This window comes from Pedobacter jeongneungensis (assembly GCF_000633455.1).
Classification (GTDB): Bacteria; Bacteroidota; Bacteroidia; order Sphingobacteriales; family Sphingobacteriaceae; genus Pedobacter; species Pedobacter jeongneungensis_A.
This window is the reverse complement of record NZ_AYMG01000001.1, coordinates 413,849-432,767: the sequence shown is the minus strand read 5'-3', so window position 1 is coordinate 432,767 and position 18,919 is coordinate 413,849. Positions and strand designations below refer to the sequence as shown.

Here is an 18,919-nt window from a genome sequence, read left to right as displayed (position 1 = left end):
AAGGATAATTAGATCTGATTTTTAAGGATTTCTTCTTCAGTAATGGGAACGATAAAATAAAATTCCGATCCTTCATCAGGCACGCTGTTTACGCCAATTGTACCACCGTGGCGGTTAATGATTTCGGAGCAGATATACAAACCGATGCCCAGGCCGTTAAAGCGGTTGCTGTTTTCTTCTACGCGATAAAATTTATCGAATATTTTATGCTGCTGTTCTTTAGAAATGCCTATACCAAAATCTTTTACGGCAAGGTAGAGTTTTTCATCTTTAATATTGATGGTAACATTAACCTGATTAGTGCCAGGGGCATATTTAATCGCATTGGTTATGAAATTGATCACCACCTGCTCGAGGCGCATTTCATCACCAAAAATCATATCATTGGTTTTACCGAGTTTGGTAATCTTGAAATCGGGATTCGATTGCTGTAACATTTCGATGGCATTGTTTACCATGTTATCAGCACAAAAGCTTTTCATGTTAAACTTCATCTTACCACTTTCTATTTTGGAAATATCAAGCAGATCGACAATGAGTTCGTTCAGTTTTTCGAGCTGGATGCTGGCTTTTTCGATATGGTTTTGCGCCATGGTTTTATCATCTCTATTTAAACTTCTTTGCAGCAATTGGATGTAGCCTTTTACACTGGTTAAAGGGGTTTTTAACTCGTGACTGGCGATACTGATGAATTCGTCTTTTTTATGTTCGGCCTGCTTTCGGAATTCAATTTCTTCCAACAGCTTTTCCTGTACTTCGTTCAGCTTTCTGTTTTGCTCGTATATGCGGTAAAATGTTTTTATTTTAAGCAATAAGACATTAATATCAACAGGTTTTGTAATATAATCCAATCCGCCGCTGAGGTATCCTTTTGTAATAAATTTCAGTTCAGTATTTACGGCCGAAAGGAAAATAATGGCAGTGTCTTTTGCCTTACTAAAACCAGAAATGGCCTCTGCCACCTCGAAACCGTCCATATCGGGCATCTGCACGTCGAGAATAATCAGGACATAATTGTTTTTTAGTACTTTTTTCAGCGCTTCTTCGCCAGATGATGCGGTATCAACCTCAAAATTGTGTGCTTGTAGTACTTTCTGTAACGAGATCAGGTTTTCAGGCCTGTCATCAACTATAAGGATCATCTTTATTAAAACAAATAAGAAGCCGGGATAATTATGTTTGGTTTTGAGACAAAAATCTCATTAACTGTAAACAAACAACAGTAATCAAAAAAAGTTTTATTTTTTTATAAATTATTTGAATTAAAGGTATCACCCTGTTTAATATCTCCGGTTTCGAAGCCTTTTTTAAACCAATACATGCGTTGCGCCGAGGTACCATGGGTAAAAGAATCAGGCTGTACATCGCCTGTTGCCTGTTTTTGCAATTTATCATCGCCAATGGCATTGGCTGCTGTAAGGGCTTCTTCTATATCTCCTTCATCTAATTTAAAATCTTTAAGATTTTGTGCGTTATGTGCCCAAAGGCCTGCGAAAAAATCAGCCTGTAGTTCTAATTTAACCGATAGGCGGTTATATTCTTTTTCGCTCACCTGCCCACGGGCCTGGTCAAGTTTTTCTGATATTCCCAATAAATTTTGTACATGGTGACCAACTTCGTGTGCAATTACATAGGCCTGCGCAAAATCGCCGGCTGCACCAAAACGGTTTTTCAATTCGTCGTAAAAAGAAAGATCGATATACACTTTACGATCACCCGGGCAATAAAAAGGCCCCACATTGGCACTGGCATTTCCACATGCCGTTTGAACAGCATTGCGGAACAACCTTAACTTAGGGTATTCATACTGTTTGCCCATGGCCTGAAATTCTTTATCCCATACCTGCTCGGTAGATTCTAAAACTCCGGATACAAATTGTGCCTGTGGATCGTTGGCTGGTACGCCCTGTTTTACTTCTTCGGTACCTGCAGTAGCCGGAATCTGGCTCACCACACCGGTTAAATCCTTTCCAAAAATTAATCCGAGTACAACAATGATAATACCGATGCCACCGCCTAAAACGGTTCTGCCTCCGCCCCCACTTCTGCCGTCTTCTACGTTATTACTGCCTTTACCAAACCACTGCATAGTTTATTTAATTTAAATGTATAACCTTTAATTTGGGACAATTGTTGCACTAAAGTATAAATTATTTTGATTGATTTATTCTTTTGGGTTGTGACAAAAAACAGCTTAGGTTTTTATCATATAAAGAAAGGTATTATGTTATGTGTGATAAATAAAATTAAAGCCCTCTTTCTTTTAACGAAGTATATTAATTGTTAAAAACAGCAATGGCTTTCTCAATTCTTGCTTTGGTTTCTGCCACACCCAATAATACAGCGATATCAAAAACACCTGGGCCAAATTTACCTCCAACCAACATAATGCGGAAAGGTAACATCAACTCACCAGGTTTAAATCCTTTTTCGTTGGCCAGTGCTTTAAAAGCTGCTTCTGCTGTAACTGCATCAGCCAATGTTAAACTTTCGGCAAAGGCATTAAAAAACGCTGCTTTTTCAGGTGTCCATTTTGGTTTTACCGAATTTACATCGTATTCAGCCGGCAAAGCAAAAAAGTAACCACTTTGTGCCACAAAATCGGGCAATAAGGTACAGCGGTCTTTTATTAAATCAATAATTGTATTTAAAAACGCGTCATCGTTAACTTCAATTCCTGCTTTTTCGAGTTCAGTTTTAACGCCCGGTGCCAAACGCTCAGCACTTTGCGATTTAATCCACTCGTGATTATACCATTTTGCCTTTTCGAAATCGAATTTGGCTCCTGCTTTACTGATTCGCTCTATAGAGAATTTCTCTTCCAGCTCTTTTAAAGAGAATAACTCCTGGTCGGTACCGTCGTTCCAGCCTAAAAGGGCGAGCATATTAATAAAGGCCTCAGGCATAAAACCCATTTCTTTAAATCCTTTAGTAACGTCGCTGGTTTTTGGATCTGTCCAGTTCATGGCATAAACCGGGAAACCTAAACGATCGCCATCGCGTTTGCTTAACTTTCCGTGGCCATCAGGTTTTAAAATCAATGGCAAGTGGGCCCATGCAGGCATATCAGCTTCCCAGCCTAAATATTTCCAAAGTAAAATATGAACCGGTGCCGATGGCAACCATTCTTCTCCCCTAAAGGCATGACTGATTTCCATGGCCTTATCATCAACCACTACGGCTAAATGATAGGTTGGCATCCCATCTGCTTTTAACAAAACTTTATCATCAACCAACGAGGTTTCGAAACTTACATCCCCACGGATTAAATCGTTAAAATGCACAATTTCATCTGTAGGTACTTTAATGCGAACTACGTGTGGCGTTTTAGCGGCTAATAATTCGTCTACTTCACTCACCGTAAGCGTTAAAGAGTTGCGCATTTGCATACGCGTTGCCTGTCCGTACTGGAAATTTGGGATTTCTTTACGTTTAGCATCCAACTCTTCAGGGGTATCGAAAGCATAATACGCATAACCATCGCTAATTAACTGTTCGGCAAATTTACCGTAGCTTGGTTTGCGCTCGCTTTGGCGGTAAGGGCCATAGGCACCCGGATTGCTTGGGCTTTCATCAGGCGTAATGCCACACCAATCTAAACAATTTACAATATATTCTTCAGCACCTTCTACAAAGCGGTTCTGATCGGTATCTTCTACACGAAGTACAAAAGTTCCGTTATTTTTTTTGGCAAACAAATAATTGAACAAAGCAGTGCGCACACCACCTAAATGCAAACCTCCGGTTGGGCTTGGGGCAAATCTTACTCTAACTTTTTTATCCATAGTTGGGTTGTTGAGCGATTGGCGTTGGGCGTTGGGCGATTAAACGCTTACCGCACTGCGCAAAACGCAAGACGTTGCAAAGATATGTTTTTCATCCATTTTATACTGTTTTCATCTGTGATGAAGCTATTATGCTTTTTAATTGATTTGCCTTAAGGTTTTTTAAAAAGCATAATGGTTTTATGATTTTTTCGTTTTGTTATTGTAATTTGCCTAGCTAAAGCATGAACCCCTATCAAAAGAAACGCCGCTGGAAGTTTTTCCTCCTCATTTTTGCTATCTTAATTGGCATAGCATCAGTATTTTACACGGATTCTTTTGTAAAAAAAATGGAACGTGAAGAATCTGATCAATTTCACCTCTGGGTTAAAATTCAGGAAAGAGCCATGTTTCTTTACGATAATGATGATTACCGTACAGTGGTTGAAACGGTGCGAAAAAACACCAAAACACCTGTAATTATGACCGATTCGGCGGGAATTATTACTTCTTTTAACGGATTGGACAGCACCAAAACCAATTACCCCATTTCGGATGCCAAGCTTACTTACGATAGCTTATACTTTGTACGCCAGCTGAGGCAGATGAAAGCACAGCATCCGCCTGATGAGATGAACATTTTTGGCCGGAAATTTAAAGCATACTATCGCGATTCTTTTATTTTAACGCAGTTAAGGTATTTCCCATACATCCAAATGGGGGTTATTTTTCTCTTCCTGTTAACCGCTTATGCTGCATTTAGTTCGGCACGGCGGGATGAACAGGACCACGTTTGGGTAGGTTTAGCCAAAGAAACGGCACACCAGTTGGGTACACCGATATCATCTTTAATGGCCTGGACGGAGTTGATGAAATCCAAATTCGATGCTGAGGATGATCCTTTGATTGCCGAAATGGAAAACGATATTAAACGGCTAGAGATTATTACCGACCGTTTCTCGAAAATCGGCTCTAAACCAATACTCGAAGACCATACGGTTTACATCGTAATCAGCGATTTTATCCGCTATTTTAAAGTCCGTACCTCTGATAAGGTTAAATTTAGCATTACCGGCGATGAACAGGTAAGGGCTTTGCTTAATGTTCCATTGTTTGATTGGGTGATTGAAAACTTATTAAAAAATGCTGCTAACGCCATCGAAAACGAGGGATCTATTTCTGTTAACATCATCGAGAACCTGGCCAAAGAGCAGGTATTTATTGATGTGAGCGATACCGGAAAGGGAATTCCAAGATCGAAGTTTGATGCAGTTTTTCAACCCGGTTATACTACACGAAAACGCGGCTGGGGCCTTGGTTTATCGCTTACCAAACGTATTGTAGAGAATTACCATAGTGGTGAAATTTTTGTAAAAGAATCGGAACTGGGTAAAGGCACCACTTTTAGAATAATATTAAAAAGCAGTTTAAGATATGAACCGACCACAGCCTAACGAGTATCCGATTTGGGGCGAAACCTATATTAGCAAAGTAGACAGGGAAATTTTTGAGATTTTAAACGATCAGGTAGAAAGTCTCCCCGCTCTATTTAGGAGAAATGCAGATAAAGCAGATTATGCCTATGCTGAAGGCAAATGGACTTTAAAAGAAATGCTGGGGCATATTATCGATACTGAACGTGTATTTGCCTATCGAATTACTTGTTTTGCAAGAAATGAGCAGCAACATTTGCCTGGTTTTGAAGAAGATGATTATGTATTGAACGCCCGCTTCGCAGAACGCGACCTGGAAGATTTGATTGAAGAATTTACAGCATTACGCAAAGCCAATTTATTCCTTTTTAAATCTTTAAACGAGGAAGAACTGGAAAGAAAGGGAATTGCTTCAGGCAGGGAAATTAATGTAAAATCTATCTTGTTTATCACTGGGGGACATATTATGCACCATGTTTCCATTTTAAAAGAACGTTACGATGTGGTTTAAAGATTTTACTGTTGAGGATTTAAACAACCGCCCTAAAAACCATTTAGGCGCTTTACTTGATATCCGTTTTACCGAAATTGGAGAAGATTTTATTACAGGCACCATGCCGGTTGATGAACGCACGCACCAGCCAGCGGGTATTCTACACGGTGGTGCTTCGGTGGTTTTGGCCGAAACCCTGGGCAGTATTGCATCATATATGTGCATCGACCCTGAAAAATATGTTGCTGTAGGTTTAGAAGTAAACGCCAACCATTTGCGTCCCGTAAAAAGTGGCCTGGTAAAAGGCATTTGTAAACCTTTACATGTTGGTGCCAAAACGCAGGTTTGGGAAATTAAAATTTATGACGAACGCGGAAAAATGAACTGCATTAGCCGCTTAACGGTTGCAATTATTAATAAGCCGCAGTAGATGTGGTAAAAGTGCTGTCAGATGTTATCATCTGACTGTTCATTAAATCAAGAAAGTAAAATACCTGTATTAATAATTTGGAAATTGTTAAATTGTAATAACTTACAGCAAAAAAAAAGATTCAAGTTTAAACAGCGAACCTGTTATAAAACTTGAATCTCTCTATTTCCCACCAGATGGAAACATCTGATGGTACGACTGCCCTACCGATTAAAATGATTTGTTATTATCAAGCCATTTCTTTTCTACCACATAAGAAACAATCAGGCCCAGGCCGCCGAAAATTCCGATGCAACCAAAGTAAATGGCTACCGATTGTCCTTCTTCAGCGTTTGTCATGTTGCTACCAAATACGCCCCTAACGGTAAATAGCGCCACCAGCAAACCTATTCCTAATCCAACCAACAGCAAACCGAACTTTAAACTTAAAAACGGTTTTGGCGTTGCCTTGTGTATACCAGGATCGATTCCCCGTTCGATCATTGCCATTTTTTCTTTATTTGATAGATAGCGTATTCCAAATACCATTGCGAATGCGCCTAAGAATAATGTGATTGCTACTAACTCTCCCATGATTATATTTTTTTAATTTGTAAATATTTAATTATCTGTTGAACCGTGTTCTATGTATTATGACTACGTGTTTTTTAATCAGGTTACACCCCATGGCAAAAAATGTTCAATCATCAATTTTCAATGACCAAATAGCGGAGCGAAAAACGATTATATATGAGAAATCATATTAAAATATTCAATCATCAAACCTGCGATATTAAATAATTATCCAATACCAGATAAAACATTGCTATTTTTGTTTCAGCGCCTTAAATTTTGATTGACAAACTTAAAAATATAGCTGTTTTTGCCTCATTAAGTGATGATTCATTGCGTGAGCTGGCCATGCATATTGAGTATATCAAGCACAAAAAAGGAACGATAATTATCCGCGCCGACAAAATAGAGCCTCATTTCTATGTCCTTGAAAAAGGCATTGCAAGGGCATTTTGCGATGGTGAAAATCAGCAGATTACTTTTTGGTTTGGGCAAAGCGGTAATGTGCTTTTTTCCTTTAACAGCTATATTAATAACCGCCCGGGTTACGAAAATATTGAGCTGTTAGAAAACAGCACTTTATTACAGTTAAGGTTAAGCGACCTCTTTTCGCTTTACGATCAGCATTTAGAAATTGCCAACTGGGGTAGAAAAATAGCCGAACAGGAATTAATTGCTACCGAAAGGAGATTAATCGACAGGGCTTTTAAAGGTGCAGCAGAGCGTTATCAGGAGTTTATAGCACAATCGCCGGAGCTGATTAAAAGGGTGGCCTTAAAACACATTGCCTCCTACCTTGGCGTTACTCAGGTTACCTTGAGCCGGATCAGGGCTACCTATAAATAAGCTCATTTTTTAACATTTGTAAAATGTTGCCCGGTAAATGTGTCGTAATTTTGCAGAAACACATTTATCATGAACTGGATTATCTTAATTATTGCCGGCCTTTTTGAAGTTGGCTTTACAACCTGTCTTAAATTATCGAACAATTTCTCGAATATAAAATGGAGCGCTGCATTTTTTGTATGCATTGCTTTAAGTTTTCTATTGTTGAACAAGGCCACACAAACTTTACCGATGGGCACCGCTTATGCCGTTTGGACAGGTATTGGTGCTGTTGGGACGGTAATTATCGGTATTGTCTATTTTAACGAACCGGCAACTTTTTGGCGGATCTTTTTTATCTGCACGCTTATCGGATCAATTGCAGGATTAAAATTTTTCGCTTCACATTAGCATACTGCCCAACTTGCGAAGTTTAAAAAGCCAGAGCGCAAGGGAAACTTCGGGAGTTTCGTGTGGGCTAAAGATTTTTTCTTTTTCTTGGAGCGCAATATCCGTGCAAGAAACTAAGTTGGTTCCCGTGTTGCGCTTATACGCTTCGGGTTTCGTTCCTCTACCCTGCAGGGTAATGCTTCACCCGGGGCTAGTTTGTAGATGTAATGCAAATGGGGTGGGTTTGAAATGCAGAACGCTGATATTAAACCTGATTGCGGCGAAATCCTTTTTGTTGTCAACCTGAGCGTAGTCGAAGGGCAACAAAAAGATTAAGCCAAAAGCAGGACTACCCTCTGCCATGAAAACTGCCTTTCATTTTCAAAACCCAACAAAAATCAAATTACACACCATCATTTCTTCCTAAACTCATAATAAATTGATGTTCCACGTGTAACCTCCCTATCTTTAATGTAGTCTTACAGCTAAACATGGAGCAAAAACTGACAGATTTAGCACTGATACAAAACATATTGAACGGCCAAACCGATCAGTATGCGCTTTTGGTTAAACGCCACCAGCGGTTTGTATTTACGCTTGCTTTAAGGTTTGCAAAAAACAGGGAAGATGCTGAAGAAATTGCACAAGATTGCTTTGTAAAGGCCTATAAAGCCTTGGGCACGTTTAAACAAACAGCTAAATTTAGCACCTGGCTGTACACGATTACTTATACGACGGCCATGACTTTTTTGAGAAAAAACCGTTTAGATACCTCCTCTATCCATGATGAGGGGACTGTTTTACAGCTCAAGAATCATACCTCGGGCTTTAATGCCGATGGTTACGATAAACAGGATAGTCATGCTTTTTTAAATATAGCCATTACCCAACTACTGCCAGATGACGCGGCCATTATCACTCTATTTTATAAAGGTGAGCAAAGTTTGGAAGAAATTGGTGAAGCTTTGCATATGGAGCCCAATACCATAAAGGTTAAATTGCACCGGGCAAGGCAAAGGCTTAAAGAAAAATTACAATATTTGTTAAAAGATGAAGTAAAGGAGTTACTATGAATGCAATAGAACAAGAGCTTTGGGATTATATAGATGGAAATTTAAACGGATCCGAAAAAAAAGCCATCGAAGAAAAAATTGAGTCAGATGCCGGGATTAAATCTTTGTACGAGGATCTGGTAAAACTTAATTCTGTTTTTGGCGAACTCGATCTGGATGAACCATCGATGTCTTTCACGCGGAATGTGATGGAAAATGTGGCCATTGTACCGGCACCGGTAGCCATGAAAACCCGGGTTGATAAAAAGATTATCTATAGCATTGGTGGCTTTTTCGTGATTTCACTGCTAGCCTTATTTGGCTATGTGCTCTACAATTCGAATGTAAGTATGCCTAAATTTGGTTTTAATGTTAATTTGAACTTTAATTTAGATCAGTACATCACGCCTACTATGCTGTATAGCTTCTTATTTTTCGACCTGGTGATTGGATTGGTTTTTCTTGATCAGTTTTTGAGAAAAAAGATGCATAAATAATAAAGCTAGTCTTTATTTGCCACGCAGATCAAGATGATTTACGCAGATTTATTGTGATCTGCGTTTTCCGCGGAAAACTTTTAACTCAATTTTTTCAAAATCGTCAATCCTTCTGGCCATTCGCCAAAACCAGCATCAGTATTAATATGCCCGGCTTCACCGATATTAATGAATTCGCTGCCCCAGTTTTTGGCAAAAAATTCAGCTCTATCCAGCGTTACCCACTCATCGTTGGTGCTAGACACCACAATGGTTTTAAAGTTGATTTTATCCAAAGGTACGCCATCAAAACCAGGCGTATCAAAATTGTACTTTGGTGCTTCTATATCGCTTGGTGCAACCAATAAAGCTCCCTTAATTTTCTTTTGGTAAGCTTTCGCCCAGTTGGCAATGGCAGTACAGCCTAAACTGTGGCCGATTAAAACCACATCATCCAGATTATATCCGGTGAGTGCAGATTCTATGGCTTCAATCCAATCCTGATTTGCCGGTGCATCCCATTCCTTTTGGTTAATGCGGATAAAATTATCTCCAGATTTTTCGAAATGGGTTTGCCAGTGGCCTGGACCTGAATTGCCCAAACCCGGAACAATAAAATAATAAGTCATAAAAGTGATGAACTGGATTTATGTTAACGACAAAAAACAAAAAAGCCCCGACTGTGATCGAGGCCATTTGTAAATATGATAAATAAATTAAATTACTTTCACATTAACGGCATTTAAGCCTTTTTTACCGTTAGCAACTTCGTACTGTACTTTGTCGTTTTCACGGATTTCGTCGATAAGACCTGTTGAATGAACAAAAATTTCGCTATCGCCATTCGCAGGAACGATAAAACCAAAACCTTTAGTTACATTGAAGAATTTTACTGTGCCTTCTTGCATTGTATTAAATATTAAAATTAAGTACGCAAGGTAAGTTTTAATTTTTAAAATCAAAATAAATTTTTAACATTTTTTTAACGTTAAAAATTTGTAAATATCAGATTATTAAGGCTTTTTAATCGCCTTCCCAATCATAGTCAGGGTAATTTCGCTATTATGCGGCACGCCCAATGTAGTTCCGGGTGCTATGTTAAAAAGGTTCCTCACGTAGATATCGGCAATACCCTGAGCCACCTTTTTTTTCGCCTCGGCATTTTCTGGTAACACATTATAAATCGTTTTTACGTGTATCCCACCCTGAAAATCTACAACGGCCGCAACCTGGTAAGCAAAATCTTTATAAGCCCTGTCGATCCTGATGATATATTGCGGGAACATGTAATCGTAAGCTTCGGTTCTGTTGTTTGCACGGTCTACTGTACTTATTTTTTCTACTCTTGCAATTTTGCTTTTAGGTATAAACTGAACCGGATCTGTTGCCGCAAAAGCACTATCACTATTCAGGTTAACCCTGGCCGAACGCTTTTCAATAAAAGCGGTATCAGCTTTGGTCGGTTTTTGCAGGTCTTCGGCTTTGGCCTTTAACTTGTTTTTAATGTAATCCTGTGCATAAAAGGTCATGTTTACATCCGAGCGCACATCTGATGCAATTACCTTTCCATCAACCTGGATGCGTTGAAAAACCAGGCTATCTTTACTAACGTGTTTTACCTTGAAAAATTCGGCTGCAAAATTATATACATTACCATGATCGTACTGCAGGTAAAAATTCTGCATCCTATGTTTCTGCGGGCTCCAGGCCGACATGGTATCTTCTTTAACTACTTCAATTATCCACGATGGCTTTTGCATAAAACCTTCCTGATTAAAAGAATATCCATCTTTAAACCTACGTTTTACTTCTACATAACGGATGCCCTTAACGGGCTCAAAAGTAAATTCCCTAAGCGTTGGGTCGCTGGTTTTAGTGCCCATTTTACAGGCACTGAGTATGAGCACAAAAAAGAAAAAGTATATTGTATTTTTAATCATTTCAACAAAAATCTTCGGCTAAAATAAGTTTTTTTAAGCTTGTTGTGTTGCAGGAATTTTATCTTTTAACCTGTTTCTTTACCAGAATAACATTGGCCACTTTCCGCTGCCCTTCATGGTCCCATTTTTTATTATCTGTTGGATAATTGATTACGCCACCATCAGGCATTCCACTTACCCACAAAGTGGTAGAACCGCCGCCATCAAAATTGATAGCAGAAGTACAGCCCAACCAGCGCATTAATTTGGTCAGTTCGAACAAACTCATCCCGGCCGAATTTTCGTTTCTTCCATCAACGGTTAACAAAATTACCCTTTCGTTGGGTTTTATGCCCAGGCAGGTACGGGGATGGCGCAAGCGGTTAAAACCAGCGGTATCTAAAGTTTCATCAACATTGTTTAACGTTAATAACGGACCATTTAGAAAAACATTTTTTTCCTTTAACTTTGTTTCCCAATCGGCCGATCCGTCCCATTTTTTGATTGAGATTTTCCCCTTATCCATTACGATTGCCGCTTCCTGATGCCTTGCTCTATTACCGTTTTTATCTAAACGGTTGGTATTGATTGTTTGTCCGTTTATACGAACAAAATCGACCGATCCTCCGTTTTTTACATCAAAGAAATTGCCGTTTACCGCAGCAATTGCCGTATCTCTTAGGCCGAAATTACTGGTAGTGATTAGTTCCTTTTCTTCTGCACCAATGGCAAATACAGCTTTACGTCCGGTATTTTTTATTTCTAAAAACGAAATATTTTCATTGGCAGCGAAAAGGTTTTTCTGATCAAAATGATGCCTGAATAAAACCACCTGTCTGGCAATTTTATTTTTCTGCCATTTGGCCTTTACAACGGTTAATGAATCGGCACTCTGGCTAAAAGCAGATAAACCGGATGTAAATAATATAAGTGCAAAGAATAGTTTTTTAAGCATAACCCTGTTTTGCCATAAAATTAGAAAACAGTTGTGTTGTTTAAGTTAAGCATCAAGAATTATACAAATGAGAAAGAGGGGGTATAGATCAATATAGCTTTGTCATCCTGAGCCCGTCGAAGAATCTATTAAATTAATGTAAGCGTTTCGACAAACTCAACGTGACAAATCGATGCTTAACTTTATTTAATCTACTATCTTAATTAAAAAAAAAGCGGAGCGATCAATTTAATGATCTGCTCCGATTTTTAATGCCGAATGAGAGAATTTTGAATGATTGAATGGACTATCGCTATTCAATCATTCTTTAATTCCATCCTTCAAAATTCACTCATTAATTATTTCTTTGGATCTAAAATATCTTTAATACGGATACTTAAATCTTCGTAATGTGCTTTTGTAATGGCATCACCAGCAGCAGCTCTTGCTTTAGTGGTGGCTAATAAAGTTTTCAGCTCAGCCCTAACCAATGGCCTGATATCTGATAAACCAACATTAATTGGTGTTAAGCCATAACTTGCAGCATAATCTACAGGGAAACCAACCGGAAGTTCCGAATCTTTGGTCATTAAATCCTGTAACCGGTCTACATACGCACGTTGTAAGTTACGTTTAAAGGCGTCAGCTCTTCCAGCCACAAATACTGATGATCTTAAATCTGTAAATAATTCAGGTAAAGTATAAGCTTTTGCAGCGCCATTTTTGGTTTCGTTATCTAACAAACGTGCAATACGCGATGCTGATAAAAGGTTACCCAAAGTATTGGTTTGAACACCTTTAATACGGTTTAATAATACTCCGTTATCAAATTTGCTCAACTGCTCGTTACTGATTAACCAAAGCGGTGTAGTAAACAATTGTTGGTTAAAGAACGTAATGGCTTCTTTTTGTTTTGCTTTTGGCAAGTATGCGTAAACCGGACCACTTTGCTCATAAGTTTTAAAGTTTTCGCTTAATCCACCAACGTTTGTAGCCACGTGCCCCATGTAACGGTTAAACTGACCAACAATTTCGGTATAGATTTCTTTTAAATCGCTATAATCTTTTCCTTTTTGGTAAGTCCATTTTTCTACGTTAGGTAAAATACGTTTTAAATTGGCAATACCATAAGTACTCGCTTTCATGGCGTTATCACCTAAATCTTCACTTTGTAAACGTGGATCTAAAGTAGTTCCCTGACGGCCGTAGAAATATAGAGGATTACCTGCATTTTTTAAAGTCCATTGATCTAAAACTTCTTTTTCCTGTTCAGCGGTTTTGTTGCCTGGAATCCAGGAATATCCCCATTTTACTACCCATTTATCATATTCGCCAATTTGAGGGTGAAGTTTGGTTACACCGTCGCCTGGTTGTGCAATGTAGTTAAAACGGGCATAATCCATAATAGATGGTGCTGTACCATGTTTATCGGTAAAGGTTTTAGAACGTAACGAATCAACAGGATAAGCATAACTAGAGCCGAAGTTGTGCGGTAAACCCAAAGTATGGCCAATTTCGTGTGAGGATACAAAACGGATCAGTTCGCCCATTTGTTCGTCTGTAAATTTAGCTTTGCGCACTTCAGGGTTAATGGCTGCTGTTTGTACAAAATACCAGTTACGCAGCAGGTTCATTACGTTATGGTACCATCCAATGTGTGTTTCTAAAATCTGTCCGGTACGCGGATCGCTGATGTGCGGTCCATAGGCATTGGCAATATCAGACGCGAAATAACGCACTACCGAATACCTGGAATCTTCTACACTGAACTGAGGATCTTGCTGCGCGGTTGGCGCTTCTTTACCCATAATGGCATTTTTGAAACCTGCAGCCTCAAAAGCTACCTGCCAATCGTTAATCCCCTGGATCAAAAACGGCACCCATTTTTTAGGTGTAGCGGGATCGATGTAAATTACAATCGGTTTTACCGGTTCTACCAATTCGCCACGTTTGTAGGCATTAGTATCTTTTGGAACCAGATTCCAACGGTGAATATAAGCTGTGCGCTCTGCTTTCTGGGCATTACTTCCATAATCAATTTGCGATTGACCGAAGAAACCCACCCTGCTATCCATTATCCTGGCTTTTACCGGGATTTTTGGCAATAATAACATCGAAGTATTGAACTCGAAAGTTACTGCAGCATTGCTGTTATCCGTTGGCGATTCTGCCGCACGATAGGTTTTAGCTGTTTTTACCTCAATATTGATCGGGAAGGTTTTTACGGTATCAATATAAGAGCGTGTAGCATCGTACATGGTTACTTTATAGGCCTTACGGATCTGATCGGTAGCACCGATGGCCATCACATCGCCGTTATAAAAATCGGTTACATCGATCACCACACCAGTGGTATCTTTATTATAAGCTTTGATTTCGAAACTGGCTAAAATCTGTGCCAGGTTAGAATTTTGTACCGATTCGTACATATCGCTGTTTGGATCGGCCTTGGTTGAATAACTTGGTACACGAATGTACACCTGTTTGCCTCTACGCTCCCATTTCCAAACCTGTTCATTTAATTCTTCACCCCCATATTGCTGGTTACCCACTTTTACGCCTGCGGGTACTTTTGCCAAACGGGTAACCACAAGCATTTCGCGGTTAATCATCGAATCCGGGATCTCAAAGTACCACTTATCATCTACCTTATGGGTTTTGAACAAGCCGTTTGTAGTTCTTGCCTTTGCTGTAATTACTTCCGAAAATGGCTTAATTCCTTCTTTTTTTGGTGCTGCAGCCGAAGCGGCTGCAGGTGTTGCCGGCGTTGCGCCTTTTGTAGTTTTAGACTTCTTCTGAGCATATACCGAACCTGATCCGGCTACACCAAGTACTACGATACCTGCCAAAGCAAGTACCCTAAAGTTTTTCTTCATGTGTATATAAAAGTTAGTTTGCTTGATAATAAGAGGTTAAAGTTAGAGCCTTGTTACATAGCAATTGTTTTGTAACTGGAAAATTACGCTACTTAAATCCTTTTTTCGAGCCGTACTACCTTAAAAAACACTTCTTTACCCCTGTAAATTTCAAAAATCAGACTTCTATCAGCCTTTGACTTAAATAATTCGGTAAGATCGTTCAGGCTATAACTTTCAATGCCTTTAAAATTAACACCAATTATCTCGTCATCGGGACAAAGGCCAGCCTTTTCTGCAGGACTGTTTTCATCAATTTCTCCAATAAGTACCCTTTTATATTCTTTTTGATCGAGATAGATTACCATTCCCACCATATCGTGCTCAAAAGGCGCTTTGCTAAAACCATTTGGTTTAACGTATATAAAGCCTTCTTCATAATTAAACTGGATATTGAATTTCCGGAGCAGATCGGCCCCTAGATTCCCATTACGTTTGGATAGGTCAATTTTTTCTGCAATGGTTTTAAAATCAGGAAATCCGGCAACAACATCATTAAAAACATAGTTTCCCAAACTAAATTTACCCACCCTGCCAATGTAACCTTTAATCTGTCCGCTAAGGCTCATTCCTAAATTGGCTTTGATTTTTTTTTCTGGCATGGGAAATTCGGTGCCCTGCAACATTTCGAGAGATAGGGCATGGCTGGCACCGGTATCCATTAATAACCTGGCATTAACTGATTTTCCATCCGGCAGTTCAACATTACCAACTATGTAAGGTTTCTGATTTTCAATCTCAATCGGGATTTTCTTCCCCCGGTATTTCACTTTTGCATCACGATCATAAATAATCAATCTGTTTTCGCTGTACCTTATATCCACAATAAAACTGCTAAAAAAACTGTACCCCAATAAGCCATAAATTTTGATTCCCAAATGCCCCGATAAATTAAAAAGATCTTCTTTTAATATAGCAGTTGGTATATGTTCTATGCTCGCACTGCCTACCTTAACATCTAAACTTTGAGAAACATAAGCCTCAACCGTTTCTATACCCAACCCCGAAACTTTAATTTTACGGAGCATATTAAAGTTTAAAGAATCAATAATAGATGGATCAGTAATAATCATAGGCCCTACGCCAGTATCCAGCACGAAATCAAAAGGCCCTTTACCATCTACATAAACAGGAATAACAATTAGGTTTTTGATGCATTTAAAAGGGATGGATTGTTTTTGGCGGTTCCTTTTAAACAGGAACTCCTGCCCCATGGCAGAAAAAAAAAGAAATACCAGGCCCAGGCAAATGATTAGTTTACGTAAACAGATTATTACACCGGGACTATATTTGGTTAACATTAAACTAAATTTAATAAATTAGTTGATAATTATGTTCCCTAAATTTAGAAGATGTTTCGGTTAAAAAATCAAAATCCCATTTTTCTTGTCTTCACACTATCTATTTGTTTGCTAGCAGGCTGTTCAACTAATAAAATCATATCAAAAAAAGTAGCGAAAGAATTTAAAAGCTCGCAGGTGATCAAGCAGTACCAGGTTGGTTTTGCACTTTACAACCCTGAAAATAAAAAGATGATTTTTGAGAAAGATGCCGACAAGTATTTTACGCCAGCCTCTAACACAAAACTTTATACCTTTTTTGCCAGTTTAAAAATGCTACCCGATTTAATGCCCGCGTTGAAATATATCGAAAGAAATGACTCGCTGATTTTTTGGGGAACAGGCGATCCTTCATTTCTGCAGTTTGCCGTGAAAGATAAATCCGCTTATAATTTCCTGCTCGCCTCGAATAAAAAACTTTTTTTTGCACCTGGCCGTTACTCGGGTACTTTTTTTGGCGATGGCTGGGCCTGGGACGATTACGATTATTATTACCAGCCCGAAATTACCGAAATGCCGATTATGGACAATATGGTAACTTCTACTTATGCAGGTCCAAATAAAATCAACATCGAACCCAGGGTTTTTGCACCTTGCTTTAAAGTAGATCCTACAAAAACCACAGGCAATTTCCAGGTAACACGCGATTTTTTAACCAATAACTTCCATTATCCTGCAGTTACTGTTAAACCAGGTTATAATCAGCAAAATCCTTATAAAACCAGTGCACAGGTTACCGTTGAAGTATTATCTGATACCTTACACAAACCTGTTGGCCTTATTAATTTTAGAATTCCTTCGGATGCCAAAACTTTGCAGGGTGCAAAACGCGATTCGGTTTTAAAACACATGATGTTACCCAGCGATAATTTTATAGCCGAACACTTGTTGCTTGTATGTTCCAACCAGATTGGCGATACCTTGAGTACTGTAAAAGCGATCAATCACATTACCAAAAACTACCTTTCCTTTTTGCCCGATAAAGTTAAATGGGTAGATGGATCGGGGTTATCGCGACAAGATTTATTTACACCCCGCGATAATGTGTATTTACTCGATTCCATTTATAAGCTAGTAAACAATCCGGAGAAGCTTTTTGATATGCTGCCTGCCGGAGGAAAAAGCGGAACTTTAAAAAGTGCTTACCCCAAAACCGATAAACCCTTTGTTTACGGCAAAACAGGTTCGCTCGGTGGTGTCCATAATCAAAGTGGGTACGTATTAACCAAAAAAGGAAAAACCTATATTTATTCCTTTATGAACAACAATTTTGTAAAGCCGACTGCAGAGGTGCGGGCAGAAATGGTGAGGATAGTAACCTACATACATGAAAATTTTTAATGCCAGATTTTAAATCGATCAATCAGCCTTTTTCGAACACCATAAATATTGATGGCAATTCCTATCTGTATTTTGGTGGAACGGCCTATCTGGGTATTCCACAAAATCAGGATTTTATTAATTTATATCTGGAAGGGATCAAAAAATTTGGTTTAAATAACGGCACCAGCCGTACCAACAATATTCAACTGGGTATTTACGATGAGGCAGAAAAAGTAGCTGCAGCACGATATGGAGCAGAAGCTGCGCTCATTACATCTAGCGGATATTTAGCCGCGCAGCTTACGGTTAAAGCTTTATGCAGGTTGGGGAAAGTAATTTATGGCCCTGCAGCACACCCTGCACTTTGGTTGGTAGAAAATCAAACCAGAAACGTAAAATTATTCAGAGATTGGGCAGCTGAAACAATTGAAACAATAAATTTATCTGAAGAAAAAACCTGGGTGTTGATCAGCAATTCGATGAATAATCTTGTACCCGAAACTTATCATTTCGATTTTGTAAAAGAGATCCGTAAGGATAAAAATATAATCCTTGTTGTTGATGATTCGCATGGAATTGGTGTTATAAATAATAACGGGATGGGGGCCATTGTAGATCTTCCGAAACAAGAAAACGTCGAAAATGTAGTAGTTGCCTCAATGGCAAAAGCCCTAGGCGTAGATGCGGGTATTGTTTTGGCCTCAAATAAAATGATCAATAAACTTAAAGTCACAAATACCTTTATTGGTGCTTCTCCACCCAGCCCGGCGGGCTTGCATGCGTTTATTCATGCAGAAGAAATATATAAAAAAGCATTAAATAAGCTGAAAAGTAACATGACAATGTTTGAAAAAGCATCAAATCTTACCTGGAAACACGAATGGGATTTTCCTGTGTATCTCTTGGGAGATGTAAATTTCTCACAACGTCTTTTGCAAAAGCAGATCCTGATTTCGTCTTTTCCCTATCCAAATCCTACCGACGAAATTTTAGACCGTATAGTGCTTTCCGCATGGCATGAAAAAGAGGATATTGAAAAGCTAATCGCCGCCATATTTTTTTAAGCTTTTCTT

Annotated in this window: 19 protein-coding genes; 9 read left to right on the top strand and 10 right to left on the bottom strand. The window is 38.9% G+C overall.

The window, feature by feature from the left end; translation table 11 throughout:
* Window positions 1-8 precede the first annotated feature (8 nt).
* The 3 genes from U859_RS0101940 to gltX form a co-directional block, all read right to left on the bottom strand.
* On the bottom strand, window positions 9-1,142 hold the full coding sequence (locus tag U859_RS0101940; RefSeq protein ID WP_025141759.1) for a hybrid sensor histidine kinase/response regulator: 1,134 nt from the start codon (window positions 1,140-1,142) through the stop codon (window positions 9-11).
* Window positions 1,143-1,246: 104 nt separating this feature from the next.
* On the bottom strand, window positions 1,247-2,089 hold the full coding sequence (locus U859_RS0101935; protein ID WP_025141758.1) for a neutral zinc metallopeptidase: 843 nt from the start codon (window positions 2,087-2,089) through the stop codon (window positions 1,247-1,249).
* Between the two features lie 187 nt (window positions 2,090-2,276).
* Window positions 2,277-3,785: a glutamate--tRNA ligase gene (gene gltX / locus U859_RS0101930; RefSeq protein ID WP_025141757.1), complete on the bottom strand. Its 1,509-nt coding sequence runs from the start codon at window positions 3,783-3,785 to the stop codon at window positions 2,277-2,279.
* Window positions 3,786-4,009: 224 nt separating this feature from the next.
* On the opposite strand from gltX, the gene U859_RS0101925 reads away from it, so the two are divergent.
* Genes U859_RS0101925 through U859_RS0101915 form a run of 3 tightly spaced genes read left to right on the top strand, consistent with a single transcriptional unit; the run spans window position 4,010 to window position 6,120 of the window.
* Window positions 4,010-5,218 (top strand): sensor histidine kinase, encoded by a 1,209-nt coding sequence (locus tag U859_RS0101925; RefSeq protein ID WP_025141756.1) that lies wholly within the window; start codon window positions 4,010-4,012, stop codon window positions 5,216-5,218.
* The gene (locus U859_RS0101920; RefSeq protein WP_025141755.1) at window positions 5,199-5,708 is read left to right on the top strand and encodes a DinB family protein; all 510 of its coding nucleotides are present in this window, start codon (window positions 5,199-5,201) and stop codon (window positions 5,706-5,708) included. The genes U859_RS0101925 and U859_RS0101920 overlap by 20 nt, the downstream gene beginning before the upstream one ends.
* On the top strand, window positions 5,698-6,120 hold the full coding sequence (locus U859_RS0101915) for a hotdog fold thioesterase (protein WP_025141754.1): 423 nt from the start codon (window positions 5,698-5,700) through the stop codon (window positions 6,118-6,120). The genes U859_RS0101920 and U859_RS0101915 overlap by 11 nt, the downstream gene beginning before the upstream one ends.
* A 210-nt stretch (window positions 6,121-6,330) precedes the next feature.
* Here the strand turns inward: U859_RS0101915 and U859_RS0101910 are convergent, their stop codons facing one another.
* Window positions 6,331-6,693, bottom strand: coding sequence for a DUF6249 domain-containing protein (locus tag U859_RS0101910; protein ID WP_025141753.1), 363 nt, complete (start codon window positions 6,691-6,693; stop codon window positions 6,331-6,333).
* A gap of 258 nt (window positions 6,694-6,951) precedes the next feature.
* Between U859_RS0101910 and U859_RS0101905 the strand changes: the two genes are divergently transcribed.
* The 4 genes from U859_RS0101905 (at window position 6,952) to U859_RS0101885 (ending at window position 9,436) form a co-directional block, all read left to right on the top strand.
* Window positions 6,952-7,518: a Crp/Fnr family transcriptional regulator gene (locus U859_RS0101905; RefSeq protein ID WP_051584630.1), complete on the top strand. Its 567-nt coding sequence runs from the start codon at window positions 6,952-6,954 to the stop codon at window positions 7,516-7,518.
* Window positions 7,519-7,587: 69 nt separating this feature from the next.
* Window positions 7,588-7,908 (top strand): DMT family transporter, encoded by a 321-nt coding sequence (locus U859_RS0101900; protein WP_025141751.1) that lies wholly within the window; start codon window positions 7,588-7,590, stop codon window positions 7,906-7,908.
* A gap of 470 nt (window positions 7,909-8,378) precedes the next feature.
* Window positions 8,379-8,960, top strand: a complete 582-nt coding sequence (locus U859_RS0101890; RefSeq protein WP_025141750.1) for an RNA polymerase sigma factor — start codon at window positions 8,379-8,381, stop codon at window positions 8,958-8,960.
* Window positions 8,957-9,436 carry a hypothetical protein gene (locus tag U859_RS0101885; RefSeq protein ID WP_025141749.1) on the top strand — a complete coding sequence of 160 codons (480 nt, stop codon included), beginning with the start codon at window positions 8,957-8,959 and terminating at the stop codon, window positions 9,434-9,436. Before U859_RS0101890 ends, U859_RS0101885 begins: the two co-directional genes overlap by 4 nt.
* An 80-nt stretch (window positions 9,437-9,516) precedes the next feature.
* Here the strand turns inward: U859_RS0101885 and U859_RS0101880 are convergent, their stop codons facing one another.
* The 6 genes from U859_RS0101880 to U859_RS0101855 form a co-directional block, all read right to left on the bottom strand.
* Entirely contained in the window at window positions 9,517-10,044 is a 528-nt protein-coding gene (locus U859_RS0101880) for an RBBP9/YdeN family alpha/beta hydrolase (RefSeq protein WP_025141748.1), read from the bottom strand.
* A gap of 87 nt (window positions 10,045-10,131) precedes the next feature.
* Complete coding sequence (locus U859_RS0101875) at window positions 10,132-10,323, bottom strand: cold-shock protein (RefSeq protein ID WP_025141747.1); 192 nt, start codon at window positions 10,321-10,323, stop codon at window positions 10,132-10,134.
* A 105-nt stretch (window positions 10,324-10,428) separates the two neighbouring features.
* Window positions 10,429-11,355, bottom strand: coding sequence for a hypothetical protein (locus tag U859_RS0101870; RefSeq protein ID WP_025141746.1), 927 nt, complete (start codon window positions 11,353-11,355; stop codon window positions 10,429-10,431).
* 58 nt (window positions 11,356-11,413) lie between these two features.
* Window positions 11,414-12,289 carry a phosphodiester glycosidase family protein gene (locus tag U859_RS0101865; RefSeq protein WP_025141745.1) on the bottom strand — a complete coding sequence of 292 codons (876 nt, stop codon included), beginning with the start codon at window positions 12,287-12,289 and terminating at the stop codon, window positions 11,414-11,416.
* A gap of 338 nt (window positions 12,290-12,627) precedes the next feature.
* Complete coding sequence (locus U859_RS0101860) at window positions 12,628-15,144, bottom strand: zinc-dependent metalloprotease (RefSeq protein ID WP_025141744.1); 2,517 nt, start codon at window positions 15,142-15,144, stop codon at window positions 12,628-12,630.
* 92 nt (window positions 15,145-15,236) lie between these two features.
* Window positions 15,237-16,484 (bottom strand): aspartyl protease family protein, encoded by a 1,248-nt coding sequence (locus tag U859_RS0101855; protein ID WP_025141743.1) that lies wholly within the window; start codon window positions 16,482-16,484, stop codon window positions 15,237-15,239.
* A gap of 51 nt (window positions 16,485-16,535) precedes the next feature.
* Between U859_RS0101855 and U859_RS0101850 the strand changes: the two genes are divergently transcribed.
* Window positions 16,536-17,864, top strand: a complete 1,329-nt coding sequence (locus U859_RS0101850; protein ID WP_025141742.1) for a D-alanyl-D-alanine carboxypeptidase — start codon at window positions 16,536-16,538, stop codon at window positions 17,862-17,864.
* Window positions 17,864-18,910 carry an aminotransferase class I/II-fold pyridoxal phosphate-dependent enzyme gene (locus tag U859_RS0101845; RefSeq protein ID WP_025141741.1) on the top strand — a complete coding sequence of 349 codons (1,047 nt, stop codon included), beginning with the start codon at window positions 17,864-17,866 and terminating at the stop codon, window positions 18,908-18,910. The genes U859_RS0101850 and U859_RS0101845 overlap by 1 nt, the downstream gene beginning before the upstream one ends.
* The last annotated feature ends 9 nt before the right edge of the window (window positions 18,911-18,919 follow it).